Source organism: Catenulispora subtropica, from assembly GCF_039531675.1.
Classification (GTDB): domain Bacteria; phylum Actinomycetota; class Actinomycetes; order Streptomycetales; family Catenulisporaceae; genus Catenulispora; species Catenulispora subtropica.
The window spans coordinates 149,515-166,953 of sequence record NZ_BAAAQM010000011.1; the positions used below are offsets into that span (position 1 = coordinate 149,515).

Below are 17,439 nucleotides of genomic sequence, written 5' to 3' on the forward strand. Positions count from 1 at the left end.
AGTCCAAGATCACCGTTGATGACGATTTTCAGGGCGCGGTATCGGCACCAGGGTTCTGGCAAAGGCTCGTGCCCTCCATCCCGACTGCCAATGGTGCACCAGTGGGCAGTACGTGACTGCCCGGACCTTCTGGGCGCAGGCGGCATGTCGCAGTGGTGATCGCCGCCTGCCTCCAGGCGATCAGCTGCGACCGTGTTCGCGTATCGACTCGTGACTGGGCCCTGGAGGGGATGCCTCCGACGTGTGCTCGAGGCTACCGCCGAGGTTCCGGTGATACGGCGGGGAGGTATTTGTCGAGGCTGATGCCGTTGTTCCAACGGCTGAGCAGGTCGCGGTCAATGAGCACGACCTGCTGGCTGGCCGCTAGTTCGCGGCTCTGCTTGGTGAATCGCCAAGCGGTGGTGACGAATACCGGGACATCGGCGTTGTGGATGGCGCGTACGGTGCCCAGGAAACGCTGAAGGTCCGGTCCGGGGACAGGATTCCCGGGCTTGTATCGCTTGCACTGGATCACGACGCGGCGACCGTCGGGCGCCTGGGCGACGACGTCTGCGCCAAGGTCACCCGCACCGCCGTTTCGCTGGATGACGGTGAAGCCGTCACGGTGGCATAGTCCGGCGATGAAACGCTCGAAGTCACTGCCGGACATCGCGTCCATGGCCGCCAGGCTCTGGTGCCTCGCGGCGCGCTCCAAATCTGCCAAGCGGCGGCTCTCTGCGTCGCGCTCAGCGCGCCCCGCGCGAAGTATCGGCGTCAGCGCGCCGAGTGCGGCCACGAGCACCGCGGCCGGGATCAACGGCCATAGCGAGCTCAGACTGCCGGTCACGGCTACGAGGAGCACGGTAGTCCCGCTGGCCGCCGCGACGACAATCACGCCCCGGGCGTGGGCACCAGCTGCTTGGGCGGAACGAGGTCGGGGACGCGCCGTGGCAGCGGATACTACCGAACGAGGTCGACCACGAGCCGTGGATGTGGACGCTGGTGAGCGACGCGTCGAAGGTGCGACCATGATCCCCCCAAGGTGTCGACACTCGCTGGAGGCCGAAGCGTATCGACGTCCGAGCGCAACGCACAGTGGCTACATAACTGCATCCTGGCAAAAGATCGGGTGATGGCAAGACTCGATAAAGGGGCTTCGCGCGATCGACCGTCATCCTCGACGCCTGCTGCCGACGACCTTACGGCTGCGGCGACAAGACGCGAGCCGACAGCCGCAGGGCTGCCGTGGCCCTGAATAGGGCGAAGACATCCAGATCACTCATGGTGCCATCTCAGTCGTGCGGTGTGGGTCCTGTCCATTCGATCTGGGACGACGGGGAATGGCCGTCAGGCCACGTGACGGCGCCAGCGATCATGTGTGCGCCGGCGAACTCCGCGTCCCCCTCGAACTTCGTACAGTAGAAGGACGCCTGCTTGTCGAATCTCGCCTCGAAGAAGCTCGCGTCCTTGGTGAAGATCGCGTGCCTGAAGTCGGTGGCGCCTAAGAACTCGGTCTTTCGGAAGGTGCTGTATCCGGGGAATCTTGCCGCCTCGAACAAGGCGTCTCCACGGAACTGCGCGCCGCTGAACTCTGTGTACCCTTCGAAGGCGACGCCCCCGAACCAGGCGTCTCCTCCGAACTCTGTGTCCAAGAATCCGGCGTAGTGCTCGAACTTGACGTCGCCGAACTGCGCGTCCCCTGCTACCGAGACCCTCTCGAAGTGTGCCTCCCCTGTGAAAATCGCCTTCGCTACGTTGATGCTGCGCATCACTGCGCCAGACAGGTCGAACTCGATGAGGTGTGAGCCGCGAAGGTCGACATCAGCGTCTTCCCAGAAGCCGGCATGATCAGGCTGCAGCCGCTTGGCGAGGACTGTCTGCGCCGTACGGCGGACCTCCGTCTCGGCCGGGTCACCCTTGTCCGGGTCAACGGCCATGCGCAGGTAGGAGCACAGCACGCTGAGGCATGTCGGGCGGTCCCGGGCCGAGTCGTCCGCGATCCTGGCAAGCGCGTAGACGCCTGCCAGGCGAACAGCAGCGGCAGTGTTTCCGAGCTGTGCGGCGGCTTGCGTGTACCGCTCGGTGAACAGCTTGTCCTGGTCTCTGATGTGGTTCGCCTCGTCGGTGCGCTGCTTGCGGTAGGCGACGTACAACCCAGCCAGGGCGCCGGAACCGCCGACAACCAGCAGCGCCGTCTTGGCCACGTCGAGCTTTGTCGACAGCGCCGCCCCGCCGCCATGGGTGAGCGCTAGGAGGAGGAAGTACACCCCAGCAGCGCCGGCAACGCCAGCGATCAGCAGAGCTCCGTAGATGGTTGCGAATGGCCTCGGCTGGTATGGGCGAGGCTCGCGGCTGCGGCGACGTGCTCCACGACGATTGCGCTTCTCAAGCCCCCCACTCATACCGAAAGGCTAGCGTTTCATCAGAGCTCTGCGAATCCAGTCGATTCGCTGCGTTGACGATGCGCGCCATTGAGCTTGGAACGCGAAAGTGGCAGCGCCAGAGCCCTCGTTCTGACGCGGCCACTCTTCGAGCTGGTACGGCTATGCGGCGCCGCTGCTGCGTCGTGCGCCGGTGATGGCGGCGGCGATCGATCTTGCGGCGGCATGCTTCAACTCGTCGTAGACGCTGGTGTACGTGTCACGGGTGATCACGGTGGTGCTGTGCCCGAGCATCTCGGAGACGACCTTGATGTCGATCCCGGCGGCCAGCGCCAAGGACGCCGCTCCGTGCCTCAAGTCGTGCAGGCGGATCGGCGGAAGGTCGGCGACCTTCTGCAGCGCAGCGAACTGGTCGGTGACGTTCGCCGGGTGCAGCGGAGTGCCGTCGGGTTCGGTGAACGCCAGACCGGTGTCGGCCCAGCCGGGCCCGTGTGCGAGCCGCGCCTCGGCCTGGGTGCGCCGGTGGGCCTGGAGGATCCCCACGGTGAGCGCATCCAGGGCGACGTCGCGCTCGCCGGCGTCGCTTTTGGGTTTGCTGATCTCGGTTTCCCAGCCGATCTGCACCATCTGCTGGGCCACGGTCATGGTGGAGGCGTCCAGGTTAAGGTCGATCCAGCGCAGGCCGCACGCCTCGCCGCGGCGCAGCCCGGTGAAGGCGATCAGGTGGTAGAGCGCGAACAGCGGGTGTTCGGCGGCGTGCTCGAGGAATATCGCGGTCTGCTCGGCGGTCCACACCATGACCGGCGAAGGGGCCTCGCCGGTGGCGCGCCAGCGGGCCACCCGCGCGCTGTTCCACACCAGGGCCTTGGGGCGCTTGCCGGATTCGAGCTCGACCAGCTTAGCGACGTTCACCGTGAGCAGCTGCTGTTTGCAGGCCGCCGTCAGGGCCGACCGTAGCGTGGCGCGGATGCGCTGCCGGGTTGCGGCCTGCGCCGGGCGCCGGAACGGCGGCATGCCCGCCAGCTGTTCCCGGCACAGGCGCACCGCCTCGGGGTTACTGTCCTTCCACGCCTTGGCCGCGGCCTCCTTCATCGCGCGCCGGGCGGCGTTCTCCGCGGGGATGATCTCGGCCTCCTCTGCGATGGCGGTGAACATCGCCTGCAGGTGCGCGACCCGCAGCTTGTCCAGCGGGACCGTGCCCAGGTGCGGGATGAGGTAGTTGTCGATGTGGCTGGCGTAGATGCGCTTGGTGCCTTTGGCGATAGTGCCCTTGCCGTCCAGCCACTGGGTGAGCCATTCGGCGACGGTCATCTTGTTGATGATTGGTATGCCGAGGTTGGCGGCCTGCCGGATCTCCTCGACCGACGGCAGCGGGCGGCGCTCCTTGAGCGCGATGCGGAGGCGTTCGACGATGTCGCCGCGCAGGCGCAGTGCGGCGGCCGGGTCGTCGTCGTGTTCGTCGGCGATGGCGATCAGGGTGCGGATCTTGGTGATGGTGCTCTCGGCCTCGGTTTCGGTGGCCAGGCCGCCTTGGCCCAGGTGCCGCTCCGGCTCCGGCGTCATGGTGATCTCGATCTGGAAGTGCCACGTCCCGTGTTTGGGGTTCCAGCGCGAGCCGGAGCGCAGCTGCGGGCAGGACGCGCCCAGCCGGCGCATCTTCGGCTTCCCCGCCGCGTCCAGCGCCGGCTCGCCGTCGACGACGACCGCTTCGCGGCAGCCGCACTTCTTGAAGATGGGGTTCTTGGCCAAGGTGTTTCCTTACGTTGTCGGTGCTTCGCGGATCGGCGCGGCGAGCCGCGCGCTGGAGCGGCGCGTGTGGACGCTGAAATCCGCTGGGGTGTGGGTCGATGGAGCCATCGACCCACACCTATGTCAAGCCACTGTTATTGAGGCTGCTGCACTCGGCGGCCTGAGGTTCCTGCGATCGTGAGTGTTAGTTGACCCCGGTGAGGACCCCAACATCTAGTACAGCGGGACGGCCGGGGAAATCCGGCTCGATCGATGCCCGAGAGGAGGAGGATTGAAGGGTGCCTCCGAACCTTTCCGACCGGATGATCAGTGACCACGAGTACCGCCAGCGGATCCGCCGCTACCGCCCCAGCTCCCTGCTGCCCCTGATCGCCGCTGCCGCAGCCGCCTACGGCAGTCCCGAACGGCCCCGTGCCTGGCTGGACCCCCGCCTGAACGCCTACACCCCGTGGGCACTCGCCGACGTCGCGCGGGTGTCCCTGGTCAGCGGCAACGAGTACCGCGCGGAGGCGACCACGGACGACCTGGCCGTGCTCCTCGCGCACTACGCCGCGCTTGATGACCCTTTCGGGACCAGCGGCGACCCGGCGCACGACGTGCTGGGATTCCTCCTGCGTACCTCCGGGGAACAGTTGACCTGGCAGGAGTCGGATAAGGCCACCCTCGCCCGGACCGCGGCCCTGTTCTCCCAGACGCCACCGACCCGGCCGCTGAAGTGCATTACCGCCGGCTGGGATCAGGACGTACTGGGATGCTCGCTGTCGGATTACGTTGGCACCGCGCAGACGCTGTGGGGCGCAGCGGTTAGCAATGCTGGCCGCTTCGACCCGGCCCAGATCGACGCGGAGCTGGCGGCGCACCTGGACATTCCGACGGTGACCAGCATCCTCGACACCCACTTCGCCACCGACACCGACGGCTTCCGGGCCGAGGAACTGGGGCAAGCCGAGCAGCGCCGTCAGGCCGGCATCCGAGAAGATCCGCAGCTGCGCCGCTTCGAATACAACCCGCTGCGCGGCCGTCCGGCCCTGACCGGCTTCGGCCCCGGCTACCTGTGCCCGGTTCCCGGACTGGTGTGGGCCAAGGCCAGCCCGACGGGCGTGTACTTCACCGGCTTCAACCATTTCGGCTCGGACTTCACCAACGACCTCGGCGACCTGTTCGAGCAGTACGTCGGCCGACAGCTGCGGCTCATCAGCGGCGCCACCGTGATTCCCGAGATCACCTACAAGCAGGACGGCAACACCAAGCGCAGCATCGACTGGTTCATCGTGTTCGACAAGCTCGTCCTGCTCGTCGAGGTCAAGTCGACCATGCCGAACCGGCCGGTCCGGCTGGGGTCCGCCGACGCGATCCCGGAGCTCGCGAAGAAGCTGGAGAAGGCGTACAGCCAGATCGACAACACCGCGGCGCTGATCGCCAACCAGCACCCGGACTTCGCGGCGATCCCCACCGACCGGCCGGTCCTGGGCATGATCGTCACCCTGGAACCGTTTCACTTCGCGAACTCCACCATCCAGCGCCAGCACCTGACCGCCACGACAACGCGGACCGTCCTGGCTGGCATCTCGGAGCTGGAACACCTGGTGTGCGTCGACGACATCGGCGTCGCCGATCTGCTGCTGGCCCGGGACGCCGACCAGGAACAGTCGACATGGTCGCTGCACGGCGTGCTCCAGGGGCACAGCGCCGGCCCGAACCCTGTGCTGGACGCCGGGTGGGACACCTACCCCTGGGCCTCGGCAAACCGTGGCCGGCGTACTACGGCAGCCAACAACACCGAACAGGCATAGCCAGTTCGGCGCACCGGATCTTGGGGTCGGATTTCCCTCACAGGATTCAACCATCGCTCACAGTCACAGTTCCGGGGAGGCGTCCGCCGTGCCGGGGTTGGCGGTGTCGATGCCGAGCAGGCGTAGAACTTCGGCAGTCGGGACCACGAAGCCGGCTCCGGTCGGGATGACTCGGGTGGGGAAGGTGCCAGCGCGGGCCATGGTATAGGCGCGGGTGCGCCCGATGCGCAGCATCCGTCCGGCGGTCGGGAGGTCGAGGCTGACCGGCAGGTCGCCGATCTCGGAAAAGGTTGGTGTGTTCATGCGGCAGTACTCCTGGGGATGAAGGGCGGCGGGCCCGGGGCGATGCGCGGTGCCTTTGAGGTGTCGGTCGGCGCTGTCGTTGGGCGAACCGGGCTCGGCCGGTGTGCGGCCGGGGGCCGAGCGTCGGTGGGCTGGGCGTTGGCCTCGATCCAGTCGACGTGTACCTGGCAGCGGGTCGCTTCGGCGACCACCTCGGCGGCCAGGGCTCGGTGCGCGAGCTCGGCGTCGTCTTCTCCGGCCTGGCGGGTCAGGCCGTGCCGGTCGACGAGGGCCCGGATGTACGCGTCGAGACGGAAGTCGGCGCCGGCGGCCGGGACGCCCTGACGGGTCCAGTGCTCGTCCAGCCACAGGTAGAAGACCTTCTGCCGGACGGCGATGCTGCGAAGCTCGGCGTCGGTGGCGCGGACGGCCGCATCGAGGTCGTCGGTGTCGTCGGGCTCGGGGCGGATGTGGTTCTTCGCGATCACGTCGCGGATGTAGGGGATGTAGGGGATGTAGGGGTCGTGGGTCGGCACTGCCGACCTCCTCACAGTGCGGGACGGCAGAGGGGAGCGAGGCGCGCCGTTTTGGCGCCGCGCGGGGCGTGGAGGGTCGGGGCCGGTGCAGTGCGCGGGGGGGCGGGCGCCGCACCGGCTCGTCTGGCTCAGCAGATGAGGGCGGTGCCGGCGGGCAGCAGCCGAGGGTCGTTGATCCACGACGGGGCGACCTGGTCCAGGCCGGGGTACAGCCACTCGGCGGTTACGCGGGCCCAGGCAGCGAGCCGCCGGGCAGCGAGCTGCAGGCTGTGTGCCTCGCAGCGCAGCGCAGCGCGAGCCGCGTCGGTGGCCGGCTCGCCGTTGTCGGCGGCCAGATGGTGCTCGGCGAGCAGCAGATGCAGATAGGCGTCCAGCACGAAGTCGCCGTCGCCGGCCGGAGCGCCGGCCTGGGCGTCCCAGTGCGCCTTGAGCCAGTCGCCTAAGACTTCGGCGCGCTGGGTCAGGAGCCGGTCCTCGGCGGCGAACGCGCGCAGCGCCACGGCGTACCGGTGCCGGTCGCCGGGCTCGGCGACGACGCCGTGCCGGCCCGCCAGGGTGCGGGTGTAGGCCAGGGCCTGGCCGGGTGCCGAGGCCAGGCGCGCGGCTGCGGCGAACTGGCTGGTGCCGTGCAGCGCCAGCACGGCCAGCTCCAGATCGCTGCACACGGCGGCACCGGCCCGGTTCGGCTGCTGCCGACCGGTGTGCGGGCGGCGGCCGGCGACCGTGTGGCTGTGTCGGACGGCGAGCCGGGCCAGGCGTTCGGCGTGGCTGGCCGAGGCGCGTACCGTGATCGCGTCGGCAATCTCGCGCGGCTCGGGCCGCGGCAGCGATGACGCTGTGCCGGAGGCGGCGGAGCTCGGGGTTATGTGCGTAGCACGCATGAAGAATTCCTTGAAGAGTGAGAGTCGGATCAGGGCGGCGCGGTGCCGACGGGTCCGGGCAGGTGTCGACCTCGCGCTGGTCGACGCGCGGCTTCGCGGTGAACGGGTCGACACCGGTCGCCTGGCGGCCGGCGGTCAGGGCGGCGGCGGCGACGGCGGCCAGGATGAAGAACAGCCAGTCCATGAAGCCGTGTGAGGACGACACGTTGTCGGCCAGTTCGCCGATGTGATCGACGATGCGGCCGGCGCTGATGCCGTAGCGCCAGTTCAGGCCCAGCCCGACGCCGAGGATGTCGCCGCACCAGCCGACGCCGAACGCCAGCGCCGCGGCCAGCGGCGGGAACCAGGTGCGGCGGGCCGGGGTGCTGGTCAGCACCCGGGCCAGGAACAGGCCGACGAGCAGGCTGGCGAAGGCGAAGTGGTGCTCGGTGGCGCCGGCCAGCACGGCCCAGGCGACGGTGAGGCCGGCGGCGGCAGCTGCGGCGCGGCCGACCGCCTTCGCCGGACTCACGTCGGCGTCGACAACCGGGACGCCGGCCGGCTGGTGGTCGTTCGTGGGGACGGGCATGAGGTACTCCTTGCGAGATCAGGGGAGGGAGCGCGGCCCGGCCGCGAAGCGCAGGCGGACGGGCCGCGTGGAGAAAGGGGAGTTGCCGACGCGCTCGGGCACGTCGAGCGGTGCTGGCGAGGCCCGAACGCCGGCCCGGACACGGAGTCCGGCCGAGCCGACGCGGCGGTTAGACCGGCTGTCCGGTCAGGCGCGCGGCCAGGACCTCGGCGGCCTTGAGTGCCGAGCCGTTGTCCTGGCTCGGGTAGTTGTCGCTGACGACGGCGAGCTTGTCGCCGACGCGCACCAGGATCAGCTCGGGCTGCTGGTAGGCCGCGGCGTTCGGGCCGGTCGCGGTGACGCGGACGTCCAGGGCTTCGTCCCCGAGGCCCGGGAGCGCGGTGGCGGTGACGGTTCCGCCGACGCTGGTGCCGTCGGAGTTCGGGGCGCTGAACGTCCGGCAGCGATCGGCCAGCGCCTTCACCTCGTCGATCTGCCTTTGGGCGTCGCCGTGGTTGGTGCCGGCCAGCACGAGCTGCGCGATCGGGGTGTTGTGGACGGTGATGGTCTCCTTGGCGTGGGACGCGCGGTAGTCGCCGCTGGCCTCGTCGGCGGTGATCTGCGGCAGGGCGGCGCAGTCGGCGCCGGCCAGCCTCGGTGCCGCAAGGGCGTCCGGTGTGGTCCAGTCCGAGCCGCTGTCGGCGGCGTCGGTGACGGTGACGCCGGAGGCCAGATCGGAGCCGGCGGGCAGCAGCGACTTCAGGGCGCTGCCGGTGGCCGTCGGGTCCGGCGCGCCGCCGGTCGCCGGGTTCTGGGCAGCGGCACGCGAGGCGCCCGGATCGGTCTGGTGGTTGCTGCCGCAGGCGGTGAGGCTGGTGGTGATGGCGCCGGCGGCGGCGAGGTAGGCAGCGGTCTTGGCGAGGGTGGTGCGGCGGTTCAAACGGTTCTCCGTACAGGTAGTGCGGTTCTGGGCGGTGCGGGTGCTGGTGTGGATGCGGGTCTCCTCGCGTGGTCCGGTTGTTGTCGTGGGCGGGCGGCACCCCGTGACGGGCGGATGCCGCAGTCGTCGCTGAGGGCGGCGCTACTTGTCGGCCAGGCGGCCGGCGAGGTACTTGGCGATCGAGACGGTGGCGCCTTCGTTGTGGGCCTGGTCGTTGTCCGAGGCGGCGGCGAGCTTGTCGCCGACGCGGACGAGGACCACCTCGGGCTGGGAGTAGTGGTCGGCGTTCGGGCCGGCGGCGGCCACACGGATGCGGATCGCCTCGTCGCCGATTCCGGCGAAGGAATCGACGGCCACCGTCCCGCCGACCGACAGTCCGGTGGAGTCTGGGGCGGTGAAGCTGGCGCACCGCTGCGCGAACGCGCGCAGCTCGTTCAGCTGCCGGGCCGCGTCGCCGCCGTTGGTGGCCGCGACGATCAGCTGGACGCTCTCGCCGTTGTTGTCGAGTTCCTCGCTGGCGTAGGCGGCACGGAAGTCCGCCGTCGCGACGTCCGCGTTGAGCGATGGTGCGGCGGTGCAGTCCGCGCCGGGCAGCGACGGGGCGGGCAGATCGGCTTCAGCAGTGAAGTCGGTGCCGGTGTCGTAGACGCCGGAGACGGTGATTCTGGACGCCAGCTGCGCGGCGGTCGGCAGCAGGGCCCGCAGCGTCGCGCCGCTCGGCCCCGCCGGGCTGGCGGTGGTGGTCGGCGCCGTCGGCGCCGCGGCGGCCGTGTGGGTTCCAGGGCTGCCGGCGGCGGGCCGGTGCGGGGTGGTTCCGCAGGCGGACAGCGCGACGGCCAGCACGCCGGTGGTGGCGACGGCTGCGGTGACGGCGCAGGTGCGGGGGCGGGTGGTGCGCAAGGACTTCTCCTGTTGGTAGGTGGTCTGGGGTCGGGGTGTCGGGGAGGCGCGGATGGCGGCTCTTGGGTCTCGTGGTGGAAGCGGTCAGCCGGTCGGCCGGCGGTCGGGGACGATGGCGTCGGGACCGCCTGCATCGACGAGCCGTCGCGCGTGGTTTCGGCACAGCCGCAGCCCTCGGGTGCGGGTGGTGTTTCCGGCGGCGATCGCCGTCGCGCGGCAGGCCGGGAAGCGGCCGTCTTCAGGCCAAGTACGGCGGCACGAGCGGCACCAGGCCCCGGCGGGATCGACGGCCAGCGCGACGCCGCAGCGGTCGCAGATCGGCGGCAGGCCCTGGCACCGGCGGGGGTCGTCGGGCGCGCTCATTCGCAGTCCGGGCCGGCGAGGTGATCGCCCGCGTCGGCAGCCGACTCCGCGGCGGAATCGCCGCTGCGAGGGCAGCAGTCGTCGGCGCACGGCTCGCGGTCTGTCGTTGCCGCTGCAAGCGGCCGTCGGAGCACGATTACGTCCTCGTGCGTGATGACCGCCTGCAGCTGTCCGGCCTCGCGCTCCTTGCGGATGTTGGACAGCTGGAAGAACGACGGCCGTGCGATGAACTGGCCGTCGCGGATCCCGCCGAGTAGTGCCACGCACCGCTCGATCGGCTCTAGTCCGGCGCGCACTCCGGCGGCGACGACTTCACCGGGAAGGTCGACCAGCTCGCCGTGCTCGCGCCACGGCCGGGTGGTGATGACCACGACGCCCCCTGGTCGCAGAAGCTCCCGGCACCCGGACAGGATCTTCGCGAAGCCGTCGATCAGTTCGGAGACCTTGACGTGCGCGAGGTTGCCCTTGTCGGTGGAGTACCGGTAGTCGAACTTCTGCACTCCGGACTGGCCGGTCTCGGCGGTCGGCTTGACCTGTCCGTGCAGGCTCGCCCCGTACGGCGGCGAGGTGATCACCAGGGCCGCGGTGCCGTGGATCTCGGACGGCACCGCGGAGAGGATCGCCCGGGCGTCGGCGTTGAAGACCTGTGCGTCGCCCGGGGCGTACTGGGAGTGGGCCAGGGCGATGTTCGCCTCGGCCAGCGTGGTCCAGCGGGCCTCGTACTCGGTGCCCACCGCGCGCCGCCCGAGGTGCATCGCCTCCACCAGTGTGGTGCCGATTCCGCACATCGGATCGACGACCAGATCGCCGGGCGCGGTGTACTGGGCGATGGCGTGCCGGACGATCTCCGGGAGCATCTTCGCCGGGTGCGCCACCGACTCCTGGACGTACCGGCCGACGCGCTGGGAGCGGGAGTTGCGCTGCGCGGTGAGCCACACCGAACCGCGGTGCGCGCGGTCCGCGGCGTGCTCGATCGCGGCGAGCGCGGCGGCGTCGGTGATGACGATCTCGTCGGCGGCGCCGGCAGTGGTGTCAGTCGTGGTTTCGGGCATCAGGCAGCGCCTTTCCGGGTGGTGTTGGTGAAGACCAGGACGTCGTGGTGGACGCGGGCGTGGACCGGGGTTCCGCCGTCGATGAGGGCGGTGTCCGCGAGGACCGCAGCGTCGGTCGGGATGGCGATCTGGTCGCCGTCGATGTCGGCGTCGATGACGGCTAGGTGCTGCAGGTAGAGGAAGCCGGCGCGGCGGGCGGCGGCGATGGCCTGCGAGGTGGTGTCGGTGAATCCGGGGCCCGGTGTCGGGCGCTCCAGAACGACCGCGAGGGTCCCGCCCTTGACGACCATGAGCCGCGCCTGCTTCAGGACTTCGAGCAGTTCGCTGCCGGTGTCTTGCGGCGTAGTGCCGTCGGTCTGTCCGGTGAGCAGTTTCGGGCGGCGCGGACGTCCCTCGACGACCGCCAGCCCCGTCGGACCGTGGCTGTACAGCCCATAGCCGCGGTGACGCGGCGTCTGGAACCGCGGGTAGGACGGGCCGGCGTTCTCCAGGCGACGCGGCCCCAGAAGCAGCGCCGAGTGGCCCGCCGGGAGGTAGATGTCGATCAGGTGGGCCAGGGCCCAGTCCGGCAGGATCCCCTTGCGCGGCTCACTGTCGTGGGCCGTCCAGCAGTACGGGGTTCCGGGGGCCTTGATGCAGACGGTGGTCGGAAGGTCGATTCCCTTCGTCCGGGGTGGGCGGCGCTCGCCGGTGGCGGCGTCGGAGCGCGGGTGGTTGTCGCGGCCGTTCTGGCCGGTGGTGTTGTTCTGCATGGCGGTGCGGTGTCGTGCCGCCGCCGAGCGTTCGTGCTGACCTACACCAGAAGTGAAAATCGGGCCCGATTTTTCTCATAGCCTCCGCGAAAGCCCAGGTAAAAGGCGGTGTTTTTGCCGTTAGTAACCGCCGGCGAGCCCGGATCCCGCCCGGCGTCGGCGGCGCCGAGGCAGCGCAGAACCTGCGTCGTATCAGGAGGGCGACGCGGTGCCGCCCATGGGCAGCGCCTGCGGCCCGCGACAGTGGAGACGGCGACCTTCTAGCGGCTATCGGTGCAGGTCAACGGGCAGCGTCTAGCCGTACGTCGCGCCACGGCGCTTTTGACTCCCCGGCCGGCATCGCCGCTCGGTCGTGCTCGGCGCGCAAGAGCCGGCCCCAACTTTTTCAAGATCTTTTCGGGTGTGGGTGCGGTGCTCGGTGGGCGCCGTTCCGGTGCAGGTCACGCGGGAGCTTCTAGCGCCGAGCGGGTTGGCCTGCCGGAGCTTTAGTAGCCGCTGAGTCCCAGGTGAGTCTGTGGCGATTCCCCGGTGAGTCTTGCGTGAGTCCCCAGTGATTCCCCGCCGGTTTTCGATGTGGCTCCCACCGCGCGCAGCGCACGGCCGCGCGGTTCGTCTCCAGGAGCCCCACATGATCGACATCGATGACAACGACGCCTGCATCGCCCCGTCCGGCGACACCCCGCTGGACCATCTGCGCCACGCCTTCGCCGCGCTGCTGGCCGATCCCACCGGGCCCGCCCTGCCGGGCAAGGAGCTGGGCTTCGGCCTGCCCGAGCGGGACATTCCGCTGGCTGAGCTGAAGGATCTGCTGATGTCCGCCGCGACCGCCGCCGGCGCCAAGCGCGCCATCTGGGCCGCGGTCGTCGACCGCTGCCAGGCGAAGCAGCAGGAGTGGATATTCGTCGCGACCGGACTGGCCTACCCGGGCCTGGCCGGGCTCGGATTGCGGATCTGCCGGGCCCGGCCCGGAGAGGCCGACGACATCCAGGGCGAGCTGCTTGCGGAGTTCGTCGAGGCGCTGTACGCGATCGACACCGCCGACCCGGACATCGCCGACGTCGCCGGCTGGCTGTGCTTCCGCGCGGTCAACGCCAGCTTCAAGGCCCGCGAAGCCCTGGACGTCTCCGAGGTGGTCATCACCCACAAGGTTCCCGAGTCCGCGGCGCCCAGCCTGCAGGTCGGGCACCCGGACGTCGTGCTGTCCCGCGCGGTGCGCCTAGGCGTGCTGGAAGCGAAGGAAGCCGACATGATCGCCCGGCTGTTCCTGGAGGACCAGCCGGCCGGCAAGGTCGCCCGCGACATGATGCCGCGCGACAAGGTGGGCGCGAATCGCACGAAGACCCGCGGGGTCTCCCAGGCCACGTTCTACCGGTACCGCGACGAGGTCACCGCCAAGCTGGCCGCCGCCATCGAATCCGGCGTGCTGCGCAGTTTCTAAAACGCCGCCGCACCGGAGTTACTAAGTCCGAAAACGCAGTCGTTGACCAGCAACGATGCCGGGCCATTGAGAAAAACGGGCCCCGATTTTCACTTCTGGGATGCCAGGCCGCTCCGGCCGGCACGGACCAGATCCGGCACGAGAACCCGCTCTCCCCGGGGTCGCCGCCCGCGTGGTGCTGACCCCTCCCGCACGATCCGACATCTCACCGCTCCCCTCGAGAGGAGGAGGTGTCGTGCACCCCGGGGAGCGCGTCTCCGCCGCCGGTGGTCCGGCCGCCGCCCCGCCTGGTTCGCACCGCCCGCGCCGCATCGCCGCGCGGGCCTTTCCAGCCCAGAAAGCGAACCACCCATGCGTGCTTCCCAGCCCCACCGCACCCGCGCCCGGCGCGCGGTCGTCACCGCCGCGGCATGCGGCTCGATCCTGATCCTCGGCGCCGCCGCACCGGCGATGGCCGACACCCACGGCCAAGTCCTGGCCGTCGGCGACATTCCCACCGTCATCGGGAACCTGCGCAACTGGCTGATCGGGATCCTGGCCGCCGTCGCCACGCTGTTCCTCACCATCGGCGGCGTCCGTTACGTCATCTCCGGCGGCAACCCCGGCGAGATCGAGAAGGCCAAGAGCGCCTTCAAGGCCGCCGCCGTCGGCTACGCCCTGGCGGTCCTCGCCCCGGTCTTCATGACCATCCTGCAGAGCGTCGTCGGCTGACCGATGACCGCCACCCACCGAAGGGCCGGGTGCCCGCGAAAGCACGGGCACCCGGCCCCACACGCCCCCATCCGCCGCCTCGTCGCGGCCCTGCTCGCCGTGCTGTCCGGCCTGATCCTTCTCACCGCCACTGCCACGCCGGCCTCCGCGGCGACGCCTCACACCGTTGTCTCCTCGGCCGCCGTCCCGGCCGCCGATCCGGCGCCGGCGCCGAGCCCTTCGCCGTCGGTTCCCGGCATCGGCTTGGGGCCCGGAGCACCAGGACCGGTGGTGACCGCACCGCCGCCGGCCACCGCCGGCGGCAGCACATCCGGAAGCAGCGACGACCCGTCCTGGTACGACATCCCCGGACAGATCAAGAAGGCCATCGACGACTTCTTCGCCGGCCTGGTGAAGGACGCGTTGAACCCCGTCCTGTCGCTGCTCGGCCGCACGCTCCTGGCCACCCCGGACGTCACGACGATGGGCCGGGTCGGTCAGATCTGGACCGGCATGGCCGTGCTCGCCAACAGCCTCTACGTGCTGTTCGTCCTGGCCGGTGCGGTCATCATCATGACCCACGAGACCCTGCAGAACCGGTACGCCGCCAAGCAGATCATCCCCCGGCTGTTCGTCGGATTCATCGCCGGAAACGCCTCGCTGGCGCTGTTCGGGCTCGTGATCCACATCGCCGACATCGTCTCCGAAGGGATCATGGGCCAGGGCCTGGATCCCAACCAGGCCGGACCCGCCCTCGCCAACATGATCACCGGGTCTATCACCGGGCTCGGCGGCGGGATCTTCCTGTCGGTCCTGGGCCTGGCGGTCGCCGCGATGGCGATCGTCCTGCTCATCACCTACATCGTCCGCGTCGCCCTGGCGATCATCCTGGCGGTGTCCGCGCCGCTGGCGCTGGCCTGCTTGGCGCTGCCGCAGACCGAGGGCCTGGCCCGGCTGTGGTGGCGCGCCTCCCTTGGCACCCTGGCCGTCCAGATGGGCCAGTCCCTCACCTTGACCGCGGGTCTGCAGGTGCTGCTCGATCCCGGCGGCGTTAACGCGATCGGGCTGCCGACCTCCGGCGGATTCGTCGATCTGCTCGTCTTCTTGGCGCTTTTCTGGATCCTCATCCGGATCCCCGTCTGGGTCAGCCGCATGATCTTCGGTCGGGCGCACTCGACGCTGATGAAGGTCGGCAAAGAGGTTCTGGCCTACAAGGCCATGGGCTTCGTCGGCAAGGCGTTCAAGGGCCGGGGCAAGCCCTCGGGCCCGGACGACGCCGTGCCGAACCGCCCGGGCGCAGCCCTTGCGCTGCGCGCCGCCGCGGCCGGCGGCGGTGGGGGAGGCGGCGGCTTCCGCCGCGGCCCGTCCGGCTGGCGCCCGGGGCCGGCGACGGTCACCGTCACCCGCGTCCCCGACCCGCAGACCGCCCACGGCCCACGAGCTCTGCCCGGGGCTGGACCGCGGCTGGCGATCGGCCCCGGAGACACACCGGCGCCGCCGTCAGGGCCGCCGGAGCTTGGACCGGGACCGCGCGGACGGCGCGCGATGGGGCCGAACGGCGAGCACCCCGGTGACCCGCGCGGGCCGTTCGCGATGCCGCCGGGCAGGCAGGGCCGACTGGACGCCCGGCAGGGCGCGGCGGCCGACGAACCGAAGCCGCGCTACGTCCAGCGCGGCCTGTTCCCACCGGTGCCCAAGACGCCGCGCCCCGCGCCAGCCTCGACGATCTGGCCCGAGCCCCCGGCCCCGGCCCGGCCGCGAGTCCGGCAGGACGCGCTGTTCTCCCGCTCGGCCGCGCTGGCACCACCGCCACCGTCGGCTTCCGAACCGGTCCGGCCGGCCCGGGCTCCGCGTGCCGCCGCACCGCCTGCGGCGCGGCCGACGCCACCCTCACCCGAGGCGCCCGTGCGGCGCACCGCACCACCCCGTCCTGCGGCCCCGGCCGCAGCTCCCGCTCCGCGCGCGCCGCGCGCCCAACAGAAAGGTCCGACCCCGTGACCGGCAAGACCACCTTCAACGCCCGCCGTGCCCGCTACAGCTCCCGGGCCCGGCACCGCCGACCGCACACGCTGCGGCGGGCGCCGATCGCCCGGCTGATCGCCGCCTTCCGCGCCCGCCAGGCGGCGACCATGAGCATCCGGGTGCGGCCGGCCAAGCAGATCGCCCGCGCCGCCCGGCACGAGCAGACCCGCCAGTCGGGCGGAGTCTGGCGTGTCTGAGAGCGAGTTCTACTACGCCGCCCGGATCCCCGCCGACATCGACCGGCCTGACGCCCTTGTCATGGGCTTGTCGTTCCGGCAGGTGGGGATCGTGGCCGGGACCGCCGCCGGCTGCTGGCTCGTCTACACCGCCGTCCACAACGTCGCGCCGCATCTGCCGGTCTTGGCCGTGCTGGCGCCGCTGGCGATCGTGCTGACGGTCGCCGCCGGGATCGCCGTGGGCGCCCGCGACGGCATCTCCGCTGACCGGTTCCTGCTCGCCGCGGCACGCCACGCCCGCCGCCCCCGACGCCTGGTCGACACCCCCGAAGACGAAGGAGTTCCGCCGATGCCGTCGTTCCTGCCCCAGCGCTGGCGCAACGCCCAGGGATCCGACCCCTCACCGCTGATGCTGCCCGTGACCGGCGTGAACGAGCAGGCCGTCGTGGACCTGCGCGACGCCGGGGCGGCGGGGGTCGCGGCCTGCTCCACGGTCAACTTCGCGCTGCGCTCGGCCGGGGAGCAGAACCACCTGGTCGCCGGCTTCGGCCGGTTCCTCAACTCCCTGTCCGGCCCCACCCAGATCCTCATCCGCACCCGCCGCGTCGACCTGGCCCCGATGGTCGCCGCGCTCGAGGCCGACGCCGCCGGGCTGGCGCACCCGGCGCTGGAGGCCGCGGCCCGCGACCATGCCGCGTTCCTGGCCGAGATCTCCGACGGCCGGCGCCTGCTGTCCCGGCAGGTGCTGCTCACCGTGCGCGAGCTGGCCGCCGGCAAACACGGCGCCGACGCCGGTCCGCGGATCACCCGCCGCCTGGCCGAGGCGGCCTCCGCGCTGTCCGGCGCCGGCGTCGTCGTCGCCGCCTACACCCCGACCGGCGCGGCCGACCTGCTGTCCGAAGCCTGCGCCGCCACCGCGGCCTGAACCCCACCCACCACCTTCCTCCCGAGGAACGGA

Annotated in this window: 18 protein-coding genes; 7 read left to right on the forward strand and 11 right to left on the reverse strand. The window is 70.8% G+C overall.

All coding sequences use genetic code 11. The features are described 5' to 3' along the window. Nucleotides 1-253 precede the first annotated feature (253 nt). From ABD466_RS12425 to ABD466_RS12435, 3 genes are all read right to left on the reverse strand, one after another. On the reverse strand, nt 254-826 hold the full coding sequence (locus tag ABD466_RS12425) for a restriction endonuclease (protein ID WP_344657138.1): 573 nt from the start codon (nt 824-826) through the stop codon (nt 254-256). A gap of 445 nt (nt 827-1,271) precedes the next feature. Continuing rightward, entirely contained in the window at nt 1,272-2,381 is a 1,110-nt protein-coding gene (locus ABD466_RS12430) for a pentapeptide repeat-containing protein (protein WP_344657139.1), read from the reverse strand. Nucleotides 2,382-2,522: 141 nt separating this feature from the next. Next, nucleotides 2,523-4,109 carry a site-specific integrase gene (locus ABD466_RS12435; RefSeq protein ID WP_344657140.1) on the reverse strand — a complete coding sequence of 529 codons (1,587 nt, stop codon included), beginning with the start codon at nt 4,107-4,109 and terminating at the stop codon, nt 2,523-2,525. A gap of 278 nt (nt 4,110-4,387) precedes the next feature. On the opposite strand from ABD466_RS12435, the gene ABD466_RS12440 reads away from it, so the two are divergent. Continuing rightward, complete coding sequence (locus ABD466_RS12440; protein WP_344657141.1) at nt 4,388-5,902, forward strand: hypothetical protein; 1,515 nt, start codon at nt 4,388-4,390, stop codon at nt 5,900-5,902. A 63-nt stretch (nt 5,903-5,965) separates the two neighbouring features. Here ABD466_RS12440 and ABD466_RS12445 read toward each other — a convergent pair whose 3' ends face one another. The 3 genes from ABD466_RS12445 to ABD466_RS12455 form a co-directional block, all read right to left on the reverse strand. Continuing rightward, the gene (locus ABD466_RS12445; protein ID WP_344657142.1) at nt 5,966-6,205 is read right to left on the reverse strand and encodes a DNA-binding protein; all 240 of its coding nucleotides are present in this window, start codon (nt 6,203-6,205) and stop codon (nt 5,966-5,968) included. After that, complete coding sequence (locus tag ABD466_RS12450; protein WP_344657143.1) at nt 6,202-6,720, reverse strand: hypothetical protein; 519 nt, start codon at nt 6,718-6,720, stop codon at nt 6,202-6,204. Before ABD466_RS12450 ends, ABD466_RS12445 begins: the two co-directional genes overlap by 4 nt. Nucleotides 6,721-6,848: 128 nt before the next feature. After that, nucleotides 6,849-7,601, reverse strand: a complete 753-nt coding sequence (locus ABD466_RS12455; RefSeq protein ID WP_344657144.1) for a hypothetical protein — start codon at nt 7,599-7,601, stop codon at nt 6,849-6,851. A gap of 17 nt (nt 7,602-7,618) precedes the next feature. Between ABD466_RS12455 and ABD466_RS12460 the strand changes: the two genes are divergently transcribed. After that, nucleotides 7,619-7,831, forward strand: coding sequence for a hypothetical protein (locus ABD466_RS12460; RefSeq protein ID WP_344657145.1), 213 nt, complete (start codon nt 7,619-7,621; stop codon nt 7,829-7,831). A 507-nt stretch (nt 7,832-8,338) separates the two neighbouring features. On the opposite strand, the gene ABD466_RS12465 is transcribed toward ABD466_RS12460, so the two are convergent. The 5 genes from ABD466_RS12465 to ABD466_RS12485 form a co-directional block, all read right to left on the reverse strand. Next, nucleotides 8,339-9,088 carry a hypothetical protein gene (locus ABD466_RS12465; protein WP_344657146.1) on the reverse strand — a complete coding sequence of 250 codons (750 nt, stop codon included), beginning with the start codon at nt 9,086-9,088 and terminating at the stop codon, nt 8,339-8,341. A gap of 141 nt (nt 9,089-9,229) precedes the next feature. Continuing rightward, entirely contained in the window at nt 9,230-9,988 is a 759-nt protein-coding gene (locus tag ABD466_RS12470) for a hypothetical protein (RefSeq protein ID WP_344657147.1), read from the reverse strand. 84 nt (nt 9,989-10,072) lie between these two features. After that, nucleotides 10,073-10,351, reverse strand: coding sequence for a hypothetical protein (locus ABD466_RS12475; protein WP_344657148.1), 279 nt, complete (start codon nt 10,349-10,351; stop codon nt 10,073-10,075). After that, nucleotides 10,348-11,403 carry a TRM11 family SAM-dependent methyltransferase gene (locus tag ABD466_RS12480; protein ID WP_344657149.1) on the reverse strand — a complete coding sequence of 352 codons (1,056 nt, stop codon included), beginning with the start codon at nt 11,401-11,403 and terminating at the stop codon, nt 10,348-10,350. Before ABD466_RS12480 ends, ABD466_RS12475 begins: the two co-directional genes overlap by 4 nt. Continuing rightward, nucleotides 11,403-12,155: a hypothetical protein gene (locus tag ABD466_RS12485; protein WP_344657150.1), complete on the reverse strand. Its 753-nt coding sequence runs from the start codon at nt 12,153-12,155 to the stop codon at nt 11,403-11,405. Before ABD466_RS12485 ends, ABD466_RS12480 begins: the two co-directional genes overlap by 1 nt. A 628-nt stretch (nt 12,156-12,783) precedes the next feature. On the opposite strand from ABD466_RS12485, the gene ABD466_RS12490 reads away from it, so the two are divergent. The 5 genes from ABD466_RS12490 (at nt 12,784) to ABD466_RS12510 (ending at nt 17,406) form a co-directional block, all read left to right on the forward strand. Next, a complete protein-coding gene (locus ABD466_RS12490; RefSeq protein ID WP_344657151.1) occupies nt 12,784-13,593 on the forward strand; it encodes a hypothetical protein in 810 nt (269 codons plus the stop codon). 351 nt (nt 13,594-13,944) lie between these two features. Next, nucleotides 13,945-14,304 carry a pilin gene (locus tag ABD466_RS12495; protein ID WP_425558635.1) on the forward strand — a complete coding sequence of 120 codons (360 nt, stop codon included), beginning with the start codon at nt 13,945-13,947 and terminating at the stop codon, nt 14,302-14,304. Between the two features lie 3 nt (nt 14,305-14,307). Beyond that, the gene (locus ABD466_RS12500) at nt 14,308-16,281 is read left to right on the forward strand and encodes a TrbL/VirB6 family protein (RefSeq protein WP_344657152.1); all 1,974 of its coding nucleotides are present in this window, start codon (nt 14,308-14,310) and stop codon (nt 16,279-16,281) included. Continuing rightward, nucleotides 16,278-16,502 (forward strand): hypothetical protein, encoded by a 225-nt coding sequence (locus ABD466_RS12505; protein WP_344657153.1) that lies wholly within the window; start codon nt 16,278-16,280, stop codon nt 16,500-16,502. Before ABD466_RS12500 ends, ABD466_RS12505 begins: the two co-directional genes overlap by 4 nt. Further along, complete coding sequence (locus tag ABD466_RS12510; protein WP_344657154.1) at nt 16,495-17,406, forward strand: PrgI family protein; 912 nt, start codon at nt 16,495-16,497, stop codon at nt 17,404-17,406. Before ABD466_RS12505 ends, ABD466_RS12510 begins: the two co-directional genes overlap by 8 nt. Nucleotides 17,407-17,439 lie beyond the last annotated feature (33 nt).